This window comes from Frondihabitans australicus (assembly GCF_003634555.1).
In the GTDB taxonomy this organism is placed as follows: Bacteria; Actinomycetota; Actinomycetes; order Actinomycetales; family Microbacteriaceae; genus Frondihabitans; species Frondihabitans australicus.
Genome location: NZ_RBKS01000001.1, coordinates 2,030,670 through 2,050,294 on the forward strand (window position 1 = coordinate 2,030,670; position 19,625 = coordinate 2,050,294).

General features: G+C 66.3%; 19 protein-coding genes. 13 read left to right on the plus strand and 6 right to left on the minus strand.

Annotated elements, in window-relative coordinates; genetic code table 11:
* Positions 1-38 precede the first annotated feature (38 nt).
* The 3 genes from C8E83_RS09465 to C8E83_RS09475 form a co-directional block, all read right to left on the minus strand.
* A complete protein-coding gene (locus C8E83_RS09465; protein ID WP_121369659.1) occupies positions 39-1,013 on the minus strand; it encodes an FAD-dependent oxidoreductase in 975 nt (324 codons plus the stop codon).
* Positions 1,014-1,170: 157 nt separating this feature from the next.
* Positions 1,171-2,487, minus strand: a complete 1,317-nt coding sequence (locus tag C8E83_RS09470; RefSeq protein WP_170159898.1) for an MFS transporter — start codon at positions 2,485-2,487, stop codon at positions 1,171-1,173.
* Between the two features lies 1 nt (position 2,488).
* Positions 2,489-3,346 carry an NmrA family NAD(P)-binding protein gene (locus C8E83_RS09475; RefSeq protein WP_121369661.1) on the minus strand — a complete coding sequence of 286 codons (858 nt, stop codon included), beginning with the start codon at positions 3,344-3,346 and terminating at the stop codon, positions 2,489-2,491.
* Between the two features lie 125 nt (positions 3,347-3,471).
* Between C8E83_RS09475 and C8E83_RS09480 the strand changes: the two genes are divergently transcribed.
* From C8E83_RS09480 to C8E83_RS09495, 4 genes are all read left to right on the plus strand, one after another.
* Entirely contained in the window at positions 3,472-4,032 is a 561-nt protein-coding gene (locus C8E83_RS09480; protein WP_121369662.1) for a CGNR zinc finger domain-containing protein, read from the plus strand.
* Between the two features lie 155 nt (positions 4,033-4,187).
* Positions 4,188-5,132, plus strand: a complete 945-nt coding sequence (locus C8E83_RS09485; protein ID WP_121369663.1) for an SDR family NAD(P)-dependent oxidoreductase — start codon at positions 4,188-4,190, stop codon at positions 5,130-5,132.
* Positions 5,129-5,890, plus strand: a complete 762-nt coding sequence (locus tag C8E83_RS09490) for an SDR family NAD(P)-dependent oxidoreductase (protein WP_121369664.1) — start codon at positions 5,129-5,131, stop codon at positions 5,888-5,890. Before C8E83_RS09485 ends, C8E83_RS09490 begins: the two co-directional genes overlap by 4 nt.
* Positions 5,877-6,374: a VOC family protein gene (locus C8E83_RS09495; protein ID WP_121369665.1), complete on the plus strand. Its 498-nt coding sequence runs from the start codon at positions 5,877-5,879 to the stop codon at positions 6,372-6,374. The genes C8E83_RS09490 and C8E83_RS09495 overlap by 14 nt, the downstream gene beginning before the upstream one ends.
* Here C8E83_RS09495 and C8E83_RS09500 read toward each other — a convergent pair.
* Positions 6,298-6,858 carry a TetR/AcrR family transcriptional regulator gene (locus tag C8E83_RS09500; protein ID WP_121369666.1) on the minus strand — a complete coding sequence of 187 codons (561 nt, stop codon included), beginning with the start codon at positions 6,856-6,858 and terminating at the stop codon, positions 6,298-6,300. The genes C8E83_RS09495 and C8E83_RS09500 overlap by 77 nt on opposite strands.
* A gap of 215 nt (positions 6,859-7,073) precedes the next feature.
* Between C8E83_RS09500 and C8E83_RS09505 the strand changes: the two genes are divergently transcribed.
* The 7 genes from C8E83_RS09505 to C8E83_RS09535 all read left to right on the plus strand — a co-directional run bounded on the left by C8E83_RS09505 (position 7,074) and on the right by C8E83_RS09535 (position 14,902).
* Positions 7,074-11,156, plus strand: coding sequence for a discoidin domain-containing protein (locus C8E83_RS09505; RefSeq protein ID WP_121369667.1), 4,083 nt, complete (start codon positions 7,074-7,076; stop codon positions 11,154-11,156).
* A gap of 1,110 nt (positions 11,157-12,266) precedes the next feature.
* On the plus strand, positions 12,267-12,521 hold the full coding sequence (locus tag C8E83_RS09510; protein WP_121369668.1) for a hypothetical protein: 255 nt from the start codon (positions 12,267-12,269) through the stop codon (positions 12,519-12,521).
* A 192-nt stretch (positions 12,522-12,713) separates the two neighbouring features.
* Positions 12,714-13,037: a hypothetical protein gene (locus C8E83_RS09515; RefSeq protein ID WP_121369669.1), complete on the plus strand. Its 324-nt coding sequence runs from the start codon at positions 12,714-12,716 to the stop codon at positions 13,035-13,037.
* Positions 13,038-13,564: 527 nt separating this feature from the next.
* Positions 13,565-13,762, plus strand: coding sequence for a hypothetical protein (locus C8E83_RS09520; RefSeq protein WP_121369670.1), 198 nt, complete (start codon positions 13,565-13,567; stop codon positions 13,760-13,762).
* A gap of 4 nt (positions 13,763-13,766) precedes the next feature.
* Complete coding sequence (locus C8E83_RS09525) at positions 13,767-14,003, plus strand: hypothetical protein (protein ID WP_121369671.1); 237 nt, start codon at positions 13,767-13,769, stop codon at positions 14,001-14,003.
* Positions 14,004-14,019: 16 nt separating this feature from the next.
* Positions 14,020-14,337 (plus strand): biopolymer transporter Tol, encoded by a 318-nt coding sequence (locus tag C8E83_RS09530; RefSeq protein ID WP_121369672.1) that lies wholly within the window; start codon positions 14,020-14,022, stop codon positions 14,335-14,337.
* A gap of 109 nt (positions 14,338-14,446) precedes the next feature.
* The gene (locus C8E83_RS09535; protein WP_121369673.1) at positions 14,447-14,902 is read left to right on the plus strand and encodes an SRPBCC family protein; all 456 of its coding nucleotides are present in this window, start codon (positions 14,447-14,449) and stop codon (positions 14,900-14,902) included.
* 191 nt (positions 14,903-15,093) lie between these two features.
* Here the strand turns inward: C8E83_RS09535 and C8E83_RS19470 are convergent, their stop codons facing one another.
* The gene (locus C8E83_RS19470; RefSeq protein ID WP_170159899.1) at positions 15,094-15,249 is read right to left on the minus strand and encodes a hypothetical protein; all 156 of its coding nucleotides are present in this window, start codon (positions 15,247-15,249) and stop codon (positions 15,094-15,096) included.
* A gap of 471 nt (positions 15,250-15,720) precedes the next feature.
* On the opposite strand from C8E83_RS19470, the gene C8E83_RS19215 reads away from it, so the two are divergent.
* Both C8E83_RS19215 and C8E83_RS09550 read left to right on the plus strand, forming a co-directional pair.
* Positions 15,721-16,047: a hypothetical protein gene (locus C8E83_RS19215; RefSeq protein WP_147430139.1), complete on the plus strand. Its 327-nt coding sequence runs from the start codon at positions 15,721-15,723 to the stop codon at positions 16,045-16,047.
* A 1,203-nt stretch (positions 16,048-17,250) separates the two neighbouring features.
* The gene (locus C8E83_RS09550; protein WP_121369676.1) at positions 17,251-17,679 is read left to right on the plus strand and encodes a BLUF domain-containing protein; all 429 of its coding nucleotides are present in this window, start codon (positions 17,251-17,253) and stop codon (positions 17,677-17,679) included.
* 1,118 nt (positions 17,680-18,797) lie between these two features.
* Here C8E83_RS09550 and C8E83_RS19220 read toward each other — a convergent pair.
* A complete protein-coding gene (locus tag C8E83_RS19220) occupies positions 18,798-19,487 on the minus strand; it encodes a TetR/AcrR family transcriptional regulator (protein ID WP_147430140.1) in 690 nt (229 codons plus the stop codon).
* Positions 19,488-19,625 lie beyond the last annotated feature (138 nt).

The window sequence follows — 19,625 nt, forward strand, 5'->3', positions numbered from 1 at the left end:
CGACGGTCCATGGGCTTCACGGCACATGCAGGAGCGGACTACCGCCTTGCGTCTCGAGCCACGGCAACGGAAGCGGCGATGTCGGCAGCGGCGATGAGTCCGGACGACAGAGCGGTCACCACCGCCGCGGGAATTCGCGCGTCAGCCCGTTTCGCCACGTCGCCTGCCGCCCAGACGCCGTCGCGGCTCGTTCGCCCGAGGGCATCGATCTCGATGCCGTCTCCGTCGTAACGGATCCCGAGATCCTCGGCGAGCCCCGAGCGGGGGACCCCGTTCGGTGGAATGAACACACAGGAAGCCTCGACGACCCCGCCGTCCAGCAGCATGATCCGCACGCCCGTTGCCGAGCGGGCCACCTCGGCGACCTCTCCTGGCGCGATGACGGGCACGTGCGACGACAGCCCGCGCAAGAGGCCACCCACGTGCTCAGCGTGGCTTCCCTCAGAGATCACAGCGACGGGGCCGCCGGCGAACTCGTGACCGTGACAGTACGGACACGGCAACACTACATCACCCCACAGTTCACGCACCCCGGGGATGGGCACCAACGCGTCTTCCACGCCGCTCGCGATGAGGAGGCGTTCGACGCTCCACTCGGCACCTGAGGCCGTGAGCACCAGACCCCGCCCGTCGTCCCGAGCAGACTCAGCGCCCGCCCGGACAAGCCGGACCCACGGGTATTCGGCCAGCTGCGCATGCCCGGCCGCCCTCAGAGCGGCAGGCTCGGCTCCCTCCCACCCGAGCACGTTGCCCATCTGGGGCGACGCCGCGTTCCGGTAGCGCACATCGTCGAACAGCAGCGTCTCGACATGCATCCGCCCCAGAGTGAGAGCGGCTTGGAGGCCCGCGGGACCGCCTCCGACGATCGCCGCCTGATACCGATGAGTCACGGAAGCATTCTCCCCGGAAGCAGCACCGGAGGACAGAGGGCGGTGGTGACCGCACCCCCGAAAGGCACTGATCCCGTCCGACTCACTTCCTGTCAACCCCCGACAGAAGATCCACGGCACCACTACGGTCCATCGAGGCGAGATCCTTACCCCGCCCCGGCCCCGTCAGAGCGTCATCGACGCGAGGAGCCGGCGGGACGCCGCCGACACCCCATCGGCTGCGTCCCGCATGTCCCGGTTTCTCCTGGCCCAGGGCGTTCGGTCCGCACGCCGTGTCGGGCTATCCGGACGCCTTGTCGGCGCCCATGACTGACCGGTTGACCCGTCGTCGGAGGTTCGAAGACACGGCCAGGCCGACGATGACGGCGACGAGGATACCGATCTGCCCGACCAGGAAAGCGTCGGCGTATATGGTGGCGTGTCCGGGAGTTCCCGAGGCGATGCGATGAGCGAGCCCAGGTGCGGCGTGTAGGCCGATGACGCCGGCCGTGGAGGCGGCGTAGAGGCCGACGACGAGTGCTTCGGTTCCCAGTCGGAGGAAGTTCAGCAGTCCCGCGGCGGCACCGCTGAGGTGCCGTGGCGCGTTTTCTTGCGCGGCGCCGTCGATGATGCCCAGCGGCAAGCCGAACGAGATTCCGAGGAGGATCATCGGGACGATCAGCGCCCAGACCGGCGCGTGGGCGACGAGGAGGATCATGCCCGCGTTGCCCACCAGCATGAGCAGAATCGACACGGTGGCGAGGGTGTGCAGAGTCACCCGCGGTCGCGTCTGGACGAGTCGGGCGCCGACGAGTGGGGCCACCAGGACGGGGCCGGTCATCGCGAGCATCACGAGACCGGTCGTCCCGGCGCTGAGGCCGTAGACGGCACTGAGGGCGATGGGCAGATAGGTCAGCAGGGCGATGAATCCGAACGCCTGCACCATGGGCACGAGAACGACGCTCATGAATCGCGGATCGCGCAGCAGTCCGATCTCGATGAGGCGTCGCTGGGGGTGCGGCGACGCAGCCACGCGGGGTATGAATCCGGCCAGGGCGACCGAGAGGGCGACGACGACGGCCGACACGACGAACACGCCTCGCCATCCGGCCGCAGCGGTGATCCCTCCTGCGATGGATGGCCCTACGGCCAATCCGACCCCGAGCGTCGTGCCGAGCAGGGCGAAGTTCCTGGCTTTGGCCGCACCTGTGTAGACGGCGGCGACGATCGCTGGAGCGGCGGTGGCGATCGCGGCGGCGGACGCGCCGGCGACGAGTCGACTGATGTCGAGGATCGTCAGGGTGGGTGCCAGTGCGCTTCCCAGGGATGCGAGCACGTTAACGATCACGCCGAGGAGGAATACCTGTTTGTGGCCGATCCGATCCGCGAGGCTGCCCCAGACCAGCGTGAAGGCGGCGAACGCCGCGTTGAACCCGTTGATCACCCATTGCAGGCCAACGGGCGATGACCCCAGCGTGGCGGCGACGTGCGGCAGCGTCACGGCGGTTCCGGCGATGCTCAGCGGCACGACGAACACCGCCAGAAGCATGGCCGGCATCGCCAGACGTGACGGCTGTGACGTGGAAGCGCGAGTGGCGGCGCGAGATGTCGTGGTCATGTCAGGCGTCCTGCGTGGTGAGCCATTCGGCGAATGACACGGGGCGGCGACCAACGAGCCGTTCGAACGAGTCGGTGACGTCGGCCATGATGCTGTCACGGAGCATCGCATCCAGCCCGAGCAGCACCTCGATGCGCAGCGGCGGCAGACCGAGGTCTTCCAGGATCGCCCGCTGCTCGACCTCGGAACGGCGGACGTATGTCACAGCTCGGCCGAGGTGCGCCGTGAGGAGCGTCTGCACGTTGTCGATCGTCAGCGAGTCGGGGCCCGTGACGACCTCCACGTCGACCGATCCGCTTGCCCGTTCGATCGATCGGTCGAGGAGGAGTCGCGCCGCGAAGACGCCTACGTCGTCGTGGCCGACGAAGGCGGCACGACCGGTCCCCGCGTCGCCGCCCCACAGTCCCGCGTCGATGAGGGGACGCGGGGCCAGCCCGATGGCCTTGAAGAAGGTCGCCGGCCGCACGATGGTCGCGGTCAGGCCGCTCGACCGGAGCGCGTTCTCGATCTCGGTGTTCCACCGCTGCACGATCACCGGGTAGTCGCCCCCGGCGCCCTGGACGGAGAGCTTCACCGCGTAGTCGACACCTCTGTCGGCGGCCGCCGTGATCAGCTTCATCTCGTCGCCGACCTGCCGCGGATTGACACCGGTGGCGATGAACGCCCGATCCGCGCCCGCGAAGGCTCGCTCCAGCGTGGAGGGGTCGTCGTAGTCGACGACATGCACCTCGACATCGTCTCCGAAACGCGCTGCGCGAGCGGCGTCGCGCGTCAACACCCGCACCAGCTCACCCGAGCGAATCACCTCCCGCGTCACCGCTTGCCCCACGCTGCCGGTCGCTCCAGCCACTGCGATCATCTCGTCACCAATCTCCTTTTGAATGAGGCATAAGTTTTATGCCTACGTCGTAAAGCTAGCATCGGTGCCCTAGATTGCGAAAGATGTATCTGCCTAAAGGCTCTTTCGCGGCGTAGACTGACATCATGACGTGGACAGCGATTGAGCGATTCGGGGCGGCGGCCGCCCCGGCCGAGCTCGGCCTGGTGCAGGACTTCCTCATGACCGCCGCGGCCGGCACCCCGCGGCAGCCGGACCTGTTCGACGAGCAGGCGACGGCCGAGACATGGGCCGAGCAGGCCCTCGGCCCGGGCGACTGGAGCCTCGACGCCGGCGATCTCACGGCCCTCAAGCACATGCGCGCATCGGTGCTCGGTGTGATCGAAGCACGCGACGGGCTCCCGACATCGTCGACCTGGCACCTGCCCACCTCGCGACTGTCGATCTCCCTCAATACGCACGGCGAGGTGCGACCCGAGCCGACGGGCCCTCCCCGGCAGCGCATCCTGGGCGCCGTCCTTCTCGCGGTCCACGACGCCCAGATCCGCGACACCTGGCGGCGGCTCAAGGCCTGCAAGAACGACACATGCCGAGGCATCTTCTACGACCTCTCCAACAACAACAGCCGCGTCTGGCACAACGTCAAAACCTGCGGCAATGTCGAGAACCTCCGGGCCCTCCGCGCACGGCGGAAAGTCGCCCGGTAGCGGCCGCCCCGACGGCCAGGGCGTCCGTGGTGGGAGGTACTGCCCCTACCGCCTTCGATCTTGTATGCGGACCCGGGTCCGTTTACTCTCGATCAAACGGACCCAAGTCCGTTTAGCCGGAGCAGCCTCCGGCCCCCTCGAGAGAATCGAATCTCATGTCATCTCGTATCACGACGCCGTTCGGCGCCGAATCCACCGCGGCCGACGTCATCGACGGCGTCGACTTGCACGGCAGGCACGCCCTCGTGACCGGCGCGGCTTCCGGTCTCGGCCTCGAGACCGCACGCGCTCTGGCCTCCGCCGGCGCTGAGGTCACGATCGCGACCCGGCGACTCGACGCCGCCGAAACGGCGGCGAAGGCCATCGCGGAGAGCACGGGCGCTGCGACGCACGCGCTCCGCCTTGACCTCGCCGACCCCGAGTCCGTTCGCGAGGTGATCGCGCTGTGGTCTGGGCCGCTTCAGATCCTGGTGAACAACGCCGGTGTGATGGCGACCCCGGAGGAGCGCACGCCCGCCGGTCGCGAGCTGCAGTTCGCGACCAACCACCTCGGTCACTTCCAGCTCGCCCTGGGCCTGCAGCAGAACCTCAAAGACGCAGGATCGGCCCGCGTCGTCGTGCTGAGCTCGGTCGGCCACACCAACGGCCCCGTCCGCTTCGACGACTACGACTTCACCCGCGACGCCTACGACCCGTGGCTCGCCTACGCGCAGTCGAAGACCGCGAACGTCCTGTTCGCCGTCGAGGCCGCGAAGCGGTGGAAGGCCGACGGCATCGCGGTGAACGCTCTGAACCCGGGGCGCATCTGGAACACCGGACTCGGCCGCCACATCGAGACCCCGCCGCAGTCCTTCGACCCGTCGGGCACGACGGGCGTGTCCGAGAAGACCGTCGAGCAGGGCGCCGCGACGAGCACTCTGCTCGCTGCGTCGCCGCTGGTCGAGGGCGTGACGGGCAAGTACTTCGAGGACTGCCAGGAGGCCGAGCCCTTCACGCCCGGCGTCCGCCGTGGCGTCGCCGACTACGCGATCGACCCCGAGAACGCCCGCCGCCTCTGGGACCTCTCGCTCGAGCTGATGTCGACGGAGGCGCTCTCATGACCCGCGAACTGGCAGGCACGCGCGCCTTCATCACCGGAGGCGGCACCGGCATCGGGCGCGAGTCTGCGCTCGCCCTCGCAGCTCTCGGCAGCCACGTCACCGTGGCCGGCCGCACCATGGCGACCCTCGACGAGACCGTCGACACGATCACCGCTGCGGGCGGTTCCGCCGAGGCGGTCCAGTGCGACGTCTCCGACGAAGCATCGGCCCGCGCCGCCGTCGAAGCCGCGGCAGGGCGGGATGGCAGGCTGGACTTTGCGGTGAACAGCGCCGGCGTCTCGGGTGGAGACGACCTGCGTCCGCTCGGCGAGTACGACACGGCCCAGTTCGACCGGATGGTGGCGATCGACCTCCGCGGCACGTTCCTGGCGATGAAGTACGAGATCCGCGCGATGGAGAAGAACGGTCACGGCTCGATCGTGAACATCGCCTCCGGCGCCGGCCTCGTCGGCGTGCCGGGGTTCGCCGGCTACGCCGCCGCGAAGCACGGGCAGGTCGGCCTCACCAAAGCCGCAGCACTCGACTACGGCACCAAGGGCATCCGCGTGAACGCGATCGCCGCGGGCCTCGTCGACACTCCACTGGTCGCGACCGGCAGGTCACCCGAGGTCATGGCGGCCAGGATCGCGGCACACCCGATCGGCCGAATCGGACGGCCCGAGGAGATCGCCGACGCCGTCGTGTGGTTGTGCTCGAACCGGTCGAGCTTCGTCACCGGCACGGCGATCCCCGTGGACGGCGGGTATGTCGCCCGCTGACCGGCCAGCCCCGGAGCCCGGGGCACTGCGAGCGGCTCAGGCAGACCACATCGCGATCTCCGTCGCGAGCCTGAGCCGCTCCGCGGCGTTCTACGAAGGGCTCGGCTTCCAGCAGGTCCAGACCACGGACTTCGCCCCCGCTCCCGTCCGCTCCACCGTCCTCGTCAACGCGTCGGGACTCCGCATCGAGCTGATCGAGCACGGCCGGTCGCACGGCTCCGCTGTCGCCGAATCACCGATGGACGCAGCGCTCGAGCAGGGCCTCGGCCACGTCGCGCTCCGTGTCGACGACGTCGACGGGGCCCTCGAGGCGTGCCTGGCGTCCGGGGCGACCACCGTCGCCGCGCCCGGACTCACCTCACGAGGCGACGCCGGATTCGCCTATCTCGCCGACCTCGACGGGACGGTCATCGAGCTCGTAGGCCCTCCAGCAGCAGATCCACCAGCCGCCGGCCGAGAGACGGATCGCCTTCGTACTCCGTGATCATCGTCGTGCCGCCGAGCGCCATGGACACATCAGCCGCCGAGAGGTTCGCACGCAGCGACCCTTCGGCGGCTCCTGCGGTCAAGAACACCTCGATCGCGTCTGCGATGCGCTGACGGGACTCGCCCCGCAGGCCCTCGCGCGCGGTCAGGATCGCAGGCAGGGCCTCGGCCATTCCCTGCTTGATGTGCATGTACGCGAGGAAGTCGTTCGACCAGTGACGGAGGCCGCCCACGGCGCCGAGCTCGCCGAGGACTGCACCGGCCGAGTCGCACAGTTTCGCCGTCTCCGCGCGATACACGGCCTCGATGAGGTCTTCACGCGTCGGGAAGCGCCGATAGACGGTTCCGATGCCGACCCCGGCCTCTTTCGCCATCGCCTTCAACGATGCCTGCGGCCCATCCGTAGCAAACGCCCTCGCCGCGATGATGAGCAGACGATCGTGGTTCTCCTGTGCGTCCGCCCGGAGGGTCGATTCGGCCATGTGGAGTCGCTCCTTGCCCTGAGCCTCAGAAACGGACTCGGCTCCGATTCTACTCGGTCGGTGGCGGTGGCTCGAGGCGCCCAGGGCCGCGCAGTCGTAGGCAAATTTGGAGAAACTCTTGACAAATAACCACTCTGTCCATCAATGTGACAACGCTGTCAGCCAACGTTGTCACGTTGGCGTCCTTGCCGCATGACCTGAACGGAGCTGTTCACATGTCCGACGTCGACTCGCCGACCAATTCGCTCACGCACCCCACTCGACGAGGTGTCCTGGCCGGTGGTGCCACTCTCCTCGCCGGCTTCGGCCTGGCAACGGCGGCGGCCTCGCCGGCGACCGCCTCCCCGGCGACGGCTGCAGGGCCCACGACCTCGGCAACGCCGACGTCGACCGGCGACCTCGCCGTCAACCGCCCGGTGACGGTGTCGTCGACCGACTACGCTCCGACACCGGGCGCGTTCGCCGTCGACACCCTCTGCGAGACCGGCGTGAAGGGCACGGGATGGAGAGCGGCACAGGGCGACCCGCAGTGGATCAGTGTCGACCTGCAGGCCTCGTGCACGATCACGAAGGTGACGCTGGTGTTCGAGGCGACCTTGTCGGATCCTGCGTTCGACGGGAACTACAGCGCCACTTACGGCGACGAGATTCTCTCGAGCGCGGCCGTGGCCTTCAGTCTCGACACGTCGGTCGACGGGAAGACCTGGACGAGCGTGTACAGCACGACCGCGGGCACCGGCGCCGAGATGGACATCACCCTTCCGCAACCGGTCACCGCGCGGTACGTCCGGATGACGTCGACGAAGCGGTCGAACACCAACCCGGTCGGCCTCAACGGGTTCCAGGTCTACGGGACGAGTCACGGATCACGGCCCGCGGCGACCGGGTGGACCAGCTGGGGCACGCACTACGCGCCGGCACCCGCCCTGCGGGTCGCGGCCGACGGTACGGTGCCGGTGGAGTCCGGGTGGACGGTGACCCTTGACGACTTCGTCGACGGGAAGGACGGCAAGGCGCTCTCCGCGGCGTCGGTCGACACGTCGACATGGCTACCGGCGACCGTGCCGGGCACGGTGCTCGCCTCGCTGGTCGAGCAGAAGCACTTCCCCGACCCTGTCGCCGCGTTCAACAACCTGCAGATTCCCGAGGCGCTGTCGCGGCATTCCTGGTGGTACCGGCGCACCCTGGACCTTCCGCGCGGCCTCGACACGAGCGCCGGTCGGCACGTCTGGCTCGAGTTCGACGGCATCACCCAGACGTCGCAGGTGTGGGTCAACGGGGTGAACGTCGGCTCGACGCCGAACCCGTTCCGTCGAGGCATCTTCGACATCACCTCCGCCCTCGCGAAGAAGGGGCCGCAGGCGATTGCGGTGCAGGCCACGCCGATGGCGCACCCGGGTACCCCGGGCGACAAGTCGGACAACGGCAACACGTTCGTGCAGGGCGGCCACCTCTACCTCGACTCCCCCACCTACCTCGCCGCCTCCGGCTGGGACTGGATGCCCGCCGTCCGCGACCGCGGCACCGGCATCTGGAACCACGTCCGCCTCCGCAGCACCGGCCAGATCGTCATCGGCGATGCCCGAGTGCAGACCAGCCTGCCGAACCTCCCGAAGACCGACGTGGCCGAGATCACCGTGACCGTGCCCGTCACCAACGTCGGCACCTCGGCGACGAGCACGACGGTCACGATCGCGTTCGACCACGTGACCGCGACGAAGACGGTCACCGTTCCCGCCGGCGGATCAGTCGACGTCGTCTTCGCACCCGCGGTCTTCCCGGCGCTCCGGGTGAAGAACCCGTCGCTGTGGTGGCCGAACGGCTACGGCGAGCCCGCCCTGCACGAACTCGTGATGACGGCGGCGGTCGGCCGTGCTGTGAGCGACCGGCGGACGACGAGCTTCGGCATCCGCCAGTTCGGGTACGCGTCGAACGAGCCCGTCGTCGTCCCGCCCTCTGTATCGCCGACCTTCGTCGTCCCCTCCGGCAGCGACCTCCCCGGTCAGGTCGTGAACTTCCAAGCGGCAACAGCGAGGTACGTCCGCATCTCCATGGGGCAGAGGGCCACGCAGTACGGCTTCTCGCTCTACACGCTCGCCGTCCGATCCAGCGCGGATCCTGCGACCGATCTCGCCCTGCACCAGACGGCCACGGCGTCGTCAACCGGCGACAGCTGGGGTGCCCCGTCGAACGCGGTCGACGGCGACACCACCACCCGCTGGGAGTCCGTCTACGCCGACAACCAGTGGCTCGAGGTCGACCTCGGCGCGTCAAAGGCGTTCGACCGGGTCGAGATCGCGTGGGAGAACGCGTACGCGTTGAACTTCACCGTGCAGACCTCTGACGACGGCGCCACCTGGGCCGACCAGATCGCCGTCGACAACAACGCCGCGCTCGGCGACACCGCCACGCAGACCGAGAGCTTCGCCTCGCAGACGGCCCGCTATCTCAGGATCCAGGGCGGCGCGCGGGCGACCGGCTACGGCATCTCGATGTGGACCCTCTCGGCGTTCGACACGAGCGTCTCCACCACGAAAGACCTCGCCCAGGGCACCACCGCCACGGCGTCGTCCGACGACGGCAACCCCGCACCGAACGCCGTCGACGGCAACCCCCGCACCCGGTGGTCGTCCGCCTACCAGGACGACCAGTGGATCCAGGTCGACTTCGGCGCCGCCACCACCTTCGACCAGATCGCAATCGCCTGGGAGCAGGCATACGCCCGCGACTACGAGATCCAGGTGTCGACCGATGCCTCGACATGGACCACCGTGAAGTCGGTCAGCAACGTCATCACGCAGCTCACCATCAGCGTCAACGGCGTCAAGGTGTTCTGCCGAGGCGGCAACTGGGGCTACGACGAGCTCCTGCGCCGCACCGACGACGGCCGCCTCGACACCGTCGTGAAGATGCACCGCGACATGAACTTCACCATGATCCGCAACTGGCTGGGCTCCTCCGACCGAGAAGAGCTCTACGCCCTCGCCGACCAGTACGGGATCCTCATCTGGAACGACTTCTGGGAGGCCGGAGCGTTCAACGACGACATCCCCGGCTACGTCGACACCGTCACCGAGACAATCCGCCGCTACCGCACCCACCCCTCGATCGTCGTCTGGTGCGGCGCCAACGAGGAGAACCCTCCCGGACACCTCGACGCCGGCATGCGCGCCGCCGTCGCCGCCGAAGACGGCGAGACGATCTACATCCCGAACTCTGCCGGCGGCATCGTCTCCGGCCACGGCCCCTACGGCTGGAAGGACCCGTCGGCGTACTACGACAAGTCGACCTTCGACACCGACGCGTTCGGGTTCCACACCGAGATCGGCATGCCCGTCGTCAGCGTCACCGAGACCCTGCAGAACATGGTCGGCACCGAACAGGGATGGCCCATCAGCGAGGTGTGGAACTACCACGACTGGTCCGAGACCGCGAACCAGCAGACCGGCACGTACAAGACCGCCATCGACACCCGCCTGGGCGAATCGGCCACCCTCGACCAGTTCTCGAGGCGAGCCCAGTTCGTCAACTACGAGAACCACCGGGCCATGTTCGAGGCATGGAACGCCAACCTCTGGAAAGACGCGTCCGGCCTCCTGCTCTGGATGTCACACCCCACCTGGTACTCGACCGTGTGGCAGACCTACGACTACGACCTCGACGTCAACGGCGCCTACTACGGCTCCCGGATCGGCTGCGAACCCCTCCACATCCAGGCCGACCCCGTGAACTGGCGAGTCGTCGCCGTCAACCACACCCGCACCTCCCGCACCGGCGTGACCCTCACCGCGACGCTCTACGACCTCACCGGCAAAAAGCTCGACACGCCCATCACCCAGAAGGTCGAGATCGCCGCGTCGAACACCACCACCGCATTCACCGTCCCGACAACGCCAGGAGCACCGGCACTGCACCTCGTCCGACTCGCCATGACCGACAGCCACGGCCGTCTCCTCTCGCAGAACACCTACTGGCGATACACCGACGCGAGCGACATGACCGCGCTCACCTCCCTGCCCAGCACGAGACTGGCGATCAGCGCAGGCCGCCAGAGCAGGTCCGGCGACAGCATCGAGACCACGGTCACGGTCACCAACCGCGGCAAGACAGTCGCCCCGATGACGAGGCTGAGCGTGCTAAACCGATGGAACCGCAGGATCCTGCCCGCCACGTACGGCGACAACTACCTGTGGCTCCTCCCCGGCGAATCGCGACAAGTCAGCGTGAGCTGGCCCGCCGACGCCGGCTCCGCCCGCCTCAGTGTCGACGCCTACAACGCATCCACCGTGACCTGCTGACGGTGGCGGGGGGCCGGGTCTGCCTGAGCAACGTCACGGCAGCACCACACGGACCGCCGGTCCCCCCAAGATCTGGCCGCCACGGGCCCCACGCCAGGACCGTGGCGGCCGAGATCTCATCGGGTCAGCCGAATTCCCCGCCACGGCAGGAACGCCGAACGCACGTCGCCCTCCGCCTGGTTGACGGACACTAAGTCCCGGAAGTCGTGGCCAATGCTCGTACGTTCCACCATTGCGGCGGTCACCACGGACGCCGCGAGCCGGTGACGCCATGAAGGCGCCGTCAACACGTCGTCGCAAAGACGATTAGGCGGCGGCGTGAAGTGGTTGCGCCCTGACTCTCGGATCAGGAGAGATGCCAGGACGCAACGCAGCCAAGTAACCAGCTCGACTTGCGCCAGCTTAACCGGTTTCGTGATCATCATCTGACCCATGAACTGGGGTCACGACAGGGCATGGTGGCCCTTCCACCGCCGACGAAGGCGACGTAACCTCATCGCGACCCGAGTGGGGTTCAGGCATTTGGGCCACGCAGCCCCGCCTGTCGAATTCAGAAGAGACAGCCGGAGCGCGTTGGCCAGGGCTGGAAGGACTCCTTCGGACAGCGGACAGTTCGGGTCCGAGTCGACATGGAGTTCGGTGACCGCGCCCGCGTCCACAACGCGATCGCCCGCACCGCGGAGCTCGCGTTGCGGCAGGTGCGAGGAGCGATCCACGCCGTCCTCGACGACGCGGGGCAAAGCTCGGTCATGTTCCACAGCGTGCTGCAGATGCCGATCTCCGAGTTCCCCGCAGCCTCCACGCCGCCGGATTTCCTTCCCCTGTTCCAGGAACCGTTGGACTACCCCTTCGTACATTCCGACATCGCCCAGACCCAATCCGAATGGGGTGGGTCGTACCGCCGGATCATCGCGCACCGTGCCTCGGAGGACCCGACCGTGGCACCCTTCGATTCCTGGATGGCCCTCGAGGAACGATGGGCGCGCAGCATCGATCACGCTCGATACGCCTTCGATAACGAGGCAGCCACCGTCGGGGGAAACCCGATGGCGTTGACCGAAAGACTGATCCGGTATCGAGCCCTTTCCGAAATGGCCCACCTTGCAGCCGATGCCGCAGCTCGCCGTTCCCGACTCCGCGTTCGCGCAAATGCTCGTCTATCGCAAGGATCTCTTCGCGAAGGCGGGCCTGCCTGCTGTACGCCTGCTGCGGCGGCTCGACCTCATCCGAGGCGCAGGTATACCTCGCCGGACCCGCGACCGTGACGGCCTCGGCGATCGCTGGGCGCACGACGCTCAAGCGGAATGGGAAGACGACATGAGCGGAAGACGTGCTGGGCAGAGCTTGCTGCGACGATTTGACTGACTCACCGCGTCCGCAAACGACCACCGCGTACGGGAGCCTTGGCTCGAGAACACCGTCGCCCAGGCAGGCCAGCACGAGCCCGACTCTCACGAGCTCATCGCGCGTAGCGCTTTCAAGCCGGAGCCCCAGCCGCCGGCAAGCGACCGACCGTTAACACAGCCACCTATGCCGCCGGGCTGGTAAGCCTGAGGCATGGCCGCGAAGAAGTCCCCGTTAAGCAAGTCGCTGAAGCGTGCCACCTCGATCCGTGTCACGACGGAATACAACGAGCCCAGCCATGTCGACGTGTCCGGCCTATTCCTCGAGATCTACGACGACCAAAACCGGGTGCTGCGCGCCGATCGGGTCGAATACGAGCCACCGCGGCCCTTGACCCTCAGCGAAGTGATGGATGCTACGCGCAGTCGCCTCATGCAGACCATGGGGCTCGATGTCCCGCAAGAATCTTTCGAGTTCCTCGCCGGCGGACTCATCCTCCGAGCTCTGGTGACGCGCGTGGGCCGCGCGTTGAAGTAGGCGCTACGGCGTTCCGAACGGGCCGCGGCTCCTGCGAAAATGACCGCATGGGGGAATCGGCAAAAGCGCGCGGCAGGAGCGCGCCCGGAACGGCTTCCACTTCGGAGTCGCGTACATCCGCACGCTCGCGCCCGCCGACCGGGCGGTTTTCTCGCGGCTCACGGACAGCTCCAACCTACGCGGATGCGCCGGGCTGCTCTGGCCAGTGGGCCTCGCAGCGTTCGCCTCGATTCACGGCGAGATCACCGAGCCGAACCTCCCGGGCCTGAGCAAGTACCCGTACCAGGCGTTGCGATACAGAGGTCCTCCTTGACGTGCAAGGCCGCACCTTGAACCGCCTCGGTTGCCGCGCCGCGCCAGCCGCGGGATCAGCGAGTGATGACACCGCGACACGCGACCTCTCCGCCGTGTAAGTCGTGATTGACAGCCACCCCTTTCACAGGCCGACCGCGGGGTTCGTTTCGGATCGATGCCAGCCGCCTCCTTTCTGAGGAGCGCGTCCGTGGGTTGCGCGTACCGTCCGCCCCATGAGCACAGACCTCCAAGAAGAGTTCGTCATGGACGGCAGTGACGACGGGACCAACGAACAGAAGCTGCACGGTCTGGTGCAGCAGGTCGAGCAGGACCACGGCGACGAGGGAGCTGGCAGCATGGCCGAGGACCTGCGTGACCGGATGGAGGAGACGAAGACGGAGCCGGAAGACGGCGGAGACAGGGAGGACTGACACCATGGCCGGTCTCGAGAGTGTGCGCTGGAACGACGAAGCGCGGTCGAAGATCCTGAGCGATGCCGACAACGTCCTCCGCGACGCAGTGAGCGCCGTGGCCCGGGAGTTCACGGGCACATCATGGGAGGACGCGTTCAGGGCGTTGAACGAACGACTCAAAGAACGATTCATCGACTACGAACCCGGACCCGACGTCCGCAAGTACGCCGAAGCCATCGCCGCCGGCGACTACACCTGACCTGACGCAACCGAACATGACGAGCGATAAGGAGTCGGTGTCGGAGGACGACAGGCGGCTGATCATCGACGGGCGGCGCTGGCGGCGCACCGACCCCTGCCTCCCTGACGCTCTCGTGCAACAGCTCAAGTCGCATCTCGGGCGCGGGAGATCCGCCGTTCGACGTGCGAGATCCGACAACGACACGGCGGCTCTCGCCCGGGCGCGGCACCGCGTCGACGTCGCGAAGCACGGCCTCGGCGAACGCGGCCAGGAATGGTGGTCGAGCGCTGAAGCCGACCGCCTCGCGCGCGCCGAAGGGGCCCTCCGCGAACTCGACGCGCTGGAGGACTGACCTGTCGCCATCCCGCGACTGGCAACCGGCCGGGCATCGGCCAACCTGAGAGCGCCCGACAACACGCGCACCTACCGTTCGACTCTCACCCGAACACGAGGAGAAACCCATGGCACAGGCCATCGAAACAGTCGACGTGAACGTTCCCGTCTCCGTCGCCTACAACCAGTGGACCCAATTCGAAGAGTTCCCGAAGTTCCTCGACGAGGTCGAGTCGATCACCCAGGAATCCGACACACTGACCCACTGGACGGTAAAGGTCGGCCCGGTCGAGAAGCACTTCGACGCCACCATCACCGAGCAGCACCCGGACGAGCGGGTCGCCTGGAACTCCACCGGCGGCGAGGTCGACCACGCCGGCGTCATCACGTTCCACAAGCTCTCCGACACGGAGACCCGCCTCACCGTGCAGATCGACTGGCAGCCCACCGGGTTCCTGGAGAAGATCGGCTCGACCCTCGGCGCCGACAACCATGCGATCAAGAAAGACCTGCAGAACTTCAAGGAGTACATCGAGTCACAGGGCACCGCGGACGGCGCCTGGCGTGACGACGTCAGGGCCTGACCGGCCGGGCGAAAGCAGAAGCGCGGAAACCCGTCAGGGTTCCCGCGCTTTCGTGTGTTCGGGGTACAACTGTCAGGCCGCGGGACGCAGTTCGCCGTGACCGGAGGGATTCTCCACCGGGGTGCCATCGGGCTCCGTACCGGTGTCAGGATCGACGTCCGGTGCCGGATTGCTTGCGGGCTTGGGGTCGCTCATTCGGGTTCACCTCCCGACGGCGTGTCACTGTCCTGCTGAGGGTCCTCGGTCGCGTTCCCCGTGGGTGAACCGTCGCCGAGGTCCGCTGTTCGCTTCTTCTGCTCGTCGGTGATGTCCGTCGACCCGCCGGGGGCCTTGCCTTTGTCGGTCATGTGGCGAACGTACGCTCAAGCACTCGTCTTCCCACACATGCGCCAGAAGCCTGTAGCGCGAGCCGATCCTGCTGCGATAGCGCGAGGTCACTTGGCGCCCGAAATTCACCCCTAGCGGCCTCCAATTCGGCGACGAATGAGGAGAATGACCGCTCCGACTGCTCCTCCGCACCACGACCGCAGGAGGAAGCCAGGGTGCGATTTGGCCGGACTCGATCTGGGAGCGACCCCGCGCGTCAGACGAGTAACTCGTTGCCTAGGACAGGCCCGAGTCGACGCCGTCGTCATCTACCTCGTGCCGCTGAGTTGTGCCGATTGCCCTTATGAGAACACAGACGCTTGCGTTAGTAGCACCCCTGCCCGGACCTGGTCCGTGGCTAGTCGTGCCGATCATCCTGGCGGGTGCGGCTGTGGCTACGTGCGTCCTGCTGAGTTACTCGCGGCACAAGAAGTAGTTGCGAGCTCGTCGCGATGAGCATCGAACGAAGGTTCCAGAAGGCCAGCACCATCGCCGACACGCTGTACCGAGTCGGTTTCGACCTGACCGTATTCGACATCGGTCCCGGCCGCGTGGCGTCGGTCGGCGGCACGGACGTAAATCGGTCGACCAATCCTCACGAGTTGCTCGACGCACGCCCTCTGTGCGCAGTGCGCAAGGCCGACGAGGATCTCGAGACGGACCGCTATCATCGCGCGCTTCACGACAAGTCGTCAGAGGTCGTCGGGGAACTCCATCACATCGCCAGGCCCTATTGGCTCGGCACGAGGCCGGGCGAGTTGTTCCGTCTTCTCAAGTAGCCCGTCAACGAGGCCTGTGTCGATGATGTCTTCACGGTCGCTCGCCTCGGGCACATTCAGCACCTGACTGGCGGGACCGATGAGGATCTCGGCCCATCCCACGTCACCATCGTCCAAGAGGATCGGAAACGTGACCGTGTCGGAGTCCCCGTTCTTAGCCAGGGCGCGCGCGTAGCCCACGATTGCGTGCGCAATAGCATTACCCGTGACCACGGAGCCGACCGCATAGTTAATTCGCTCCATCCACACTCCTCGTTTATCTCAGCCAAGCAGCCGCCCCGCACTCAACCTGCGAACACCGAACATGGGGTACGGATCTATCACGCTGGCAGCCGACCTCAGCTCGGGCGACGACGGGACGACGAACGGGTCGCGCCATCCCGTGCAGCTAGGCCGCCTCACTCCCTCGCAAAGGTGCGGAGCCGCACCGTGAGGTTTCTGTTCACGATCCGATAGGAAGATGGATCGGCCTCGAGCCGAGCCGTCGTAAGCAGGAAATGTTCGAGCAAGGTCATCAGCTCGCTCGAGTCGTGGTCCCGACCCAGAGCCCCGGTCGTAGAGGAGTTCGCAAGAGATACGCCGGCTCCCTCCGTGACGGTGACCAAGTACCCGGCATCGAGCCGGTCCTCCTTGTCGTTGGCGACGGGGATGAAGGCACCGCGGGGGCGCCGCCGACCCAGCCGCGCAGGCCCTCGATAGCGTAGAGCGGCAATCGCGACATTATGTGAACGGTATTTGCCATTGGTCTGAGGCGACGCCACAACGCGAGTTGGCCAGGTGGGCCAGTCGTGAGGGAGATCAAGACGACGGTCGTCGCGTTAGCTCGGCAGCATAGGCCAGATGACACCATGGTGGAGATGGGCCTCATAAAGACACGGGGGGATGGTCCGTCGAAATGCGGACAGCATCGTCGGCCGCGGTCGCCTATCGTCGTGACATCACCAACCGGTGCTGTTGGTGCTGGCGGGGGTGTGACGTTCGGGTCGTCGCATCCCCGCTATCTTGCAAGAACGACAGCTTCGGCCGAATGTACGTCGATTCGTGCGATCGGTGGTGACTGCACTCACCTGATTTGCCGCCAGCCAGTGATTCAACGAGCGGCGCGTCCGGGGTGCGTAGACCGTGTCAAGCACCCGTCTCGGGGGTTTCCACCGGCGGTCCGACCGGGCACACTAAGACAGTTCACCAGCCAAAGGGACCCGAATGCTTCTCCTCGCTTACAGCAGCACAGCCTCGTACGACTTCACCGACGGTGACCTCATCACGCTGCTTATGAATAGCCGTGCGAACAACCGCCGTGACGGGATCACGGGGCTGCTGCTGCACGATCAGGGCCGGTTCTTGCAGATCCTCGAGGGCGACCCGGAGACCGTCCGCGGACGGTACGACATGATCCGGGACGACCCGCGACACCATGACGTCACTCTTGTCGCCGAACAAGCAGAGCCCGGCCGGCAGTTCCCGAAATGGTCCATGGGCTACACCGCCCTTAACGATCCCCTGGTCAGGTCAATCCCCGGCTTCAGCAACTCCTTCCAGGAAGACACGCCTCAACGCTCCGGAGCGGTCACGGCGCTCCTGGACCATTTCCGAAACGGCGACGAACTCACGGCCTTCGTGGAGTCCGAGTGATCACCTGTCAACCGTCACGAGGTCCGAGGCGCCACTCCGGTCCACCGGGGCCAGTTCCCTACTTCGTCACCGGCCCCGCCAGAGCGTCATTGACGCGAGGTGCTGGCGGGATGCCTCCCACACCACGTCGGCGACCTCCTGCGCGTACCCGCTTTTCCTGATTCAGCGCGTCCGTGGCACCCGTGCTGTCGACACCATCACTTTTCGCCGCTTCAGCTAGGCGCGCGTCCTGCGGGTTCCAAACGTCAATCGAGGCTGGAGTCGCCAATTTCGCCACCAGACCCGAGAAACTCCGTGGGTGGTTCGCAGATCTTTGGAAGCCCCCTCAATAATCAGGATCGCGTCAATTCCTGGAGCCATCGACGTGCATATGTGGCTGAATGTTTATATAGTAAACATAATTTTCCGGGTTACCCGCGAGTTCGCTTCGTGTGCTGCAGCGAGTGGTAGATGGCTCATGGCGGGATCGTCAGAAGACTCGGATGAGGTCGGCCAGACTACTCTCGTTCGCGCCAGGATTACGAAAGACCTGGTGGTTGCAGCGCAGGCCTCGACATCCGATACGGTCGCCGGATCGCTTCGTAAATAAAATGACGCCCCTCTCGCATCTAATATACATACCTTGGTCATGATGGCGACCGAGGGACGTGTAAACCCCACGCGAGCCCGATCAGCGGCAAGGTTGGGCCTCAGGCGAGGTCGAGGCTCCTTAGAAAGCCGACAAGCACCTTCGCAACAGGGGACTATGCCGATGAGTCGGATTGCTCCCTGGAATAGCTGCCTTCTCCGGACGAGAAAGCTTCGAAACGTCCCAGCGCCATTTGGCATCATCTCTGCCGATTATGACCATTGGGTGCGCGATGAGCCGAAAACGATTCGAGAGACTTGATTAGGGGACCTGATCGCTGATCGAGTTTTCCTCAAATGGCGGCACGCTAATAGGGCGACCAGAGGAAACGTTTAGCTGGCCAGATCACGCCGGCGCAGCGTGCGGTCGGGTGACTCGAAGTCACGCGACAGCTAGCGTCAAACCTACGTCTCTTGTGCTCCAGTCTTGCGGCTTCGTGCTTTGACCATTGGTTTTGAGATGGCGACTCGAGTTTGTCGTCGATGTCTGACTACTGCAAGTCGTCGTCGAGGTTCCAGACGGGCGGGGTATACGTGTTGGCCCAACCGTCGCGCAGGCGGGTGACGGCTCGATCGAACGCGTCGAGCAGGTCCATCCCCGGGCGGACCATGGACTGCAACTGCAGTCCCTCGTATAGGGCGATGAGTTGCTCGGCACCTCGGGCCGGTTGCATGGTGTCGGGTTCTCTGCCGGCCTCGATGTCCGTGGCAAGTTGATGCATGACGAACGCATGGAAGTCCCGCCACGCACGCTGGAGATGGCTGGCCAAGGGATGAGATGGTGTGGCGGCGATGTTGACGCAAGCGGACAGAGCCCGCATGAGCGCGGGGTCGGCGATGTTGGCCTGCACGATGGTCCTCAGGAACACCACGGCGCCATGATGTTCGGCGACCGGAAAGATGGGTCGGATTCGCTGCCCGTTCCAACGGTCCAGGGTCGCGACCAGGAGAGAATCCCAGGTGGGGAAGGCATTTGTCACCTCGGCAACCGACAGGTTCGAGGTGACCGCGACGAGGTCCAGTGATGCTTCGTGGAATGCGTAGCGGCGAAGGACCGCGATCGCCGCTTCGATGATCCGAACCCGCGTCTCAGCGTCGCCACTGGATCGAGCAGGCCCGCCCGACGCCGCACCCGGTGCGGAGACACGGTGGGCAGAGTGAACGGCTGCCTGATCAGTCACAGCTCGAAGCTATCTTCGGAACCCGCTGCGCTAGAACACCCAGTTCGGGGACTGACTCGCAGCACGAGGACTCATTGGACCAGCCTCGCTAGAGGCCAGATCGCTAGATCACGCCCTCCTGACCGACGGGCAGTCTCG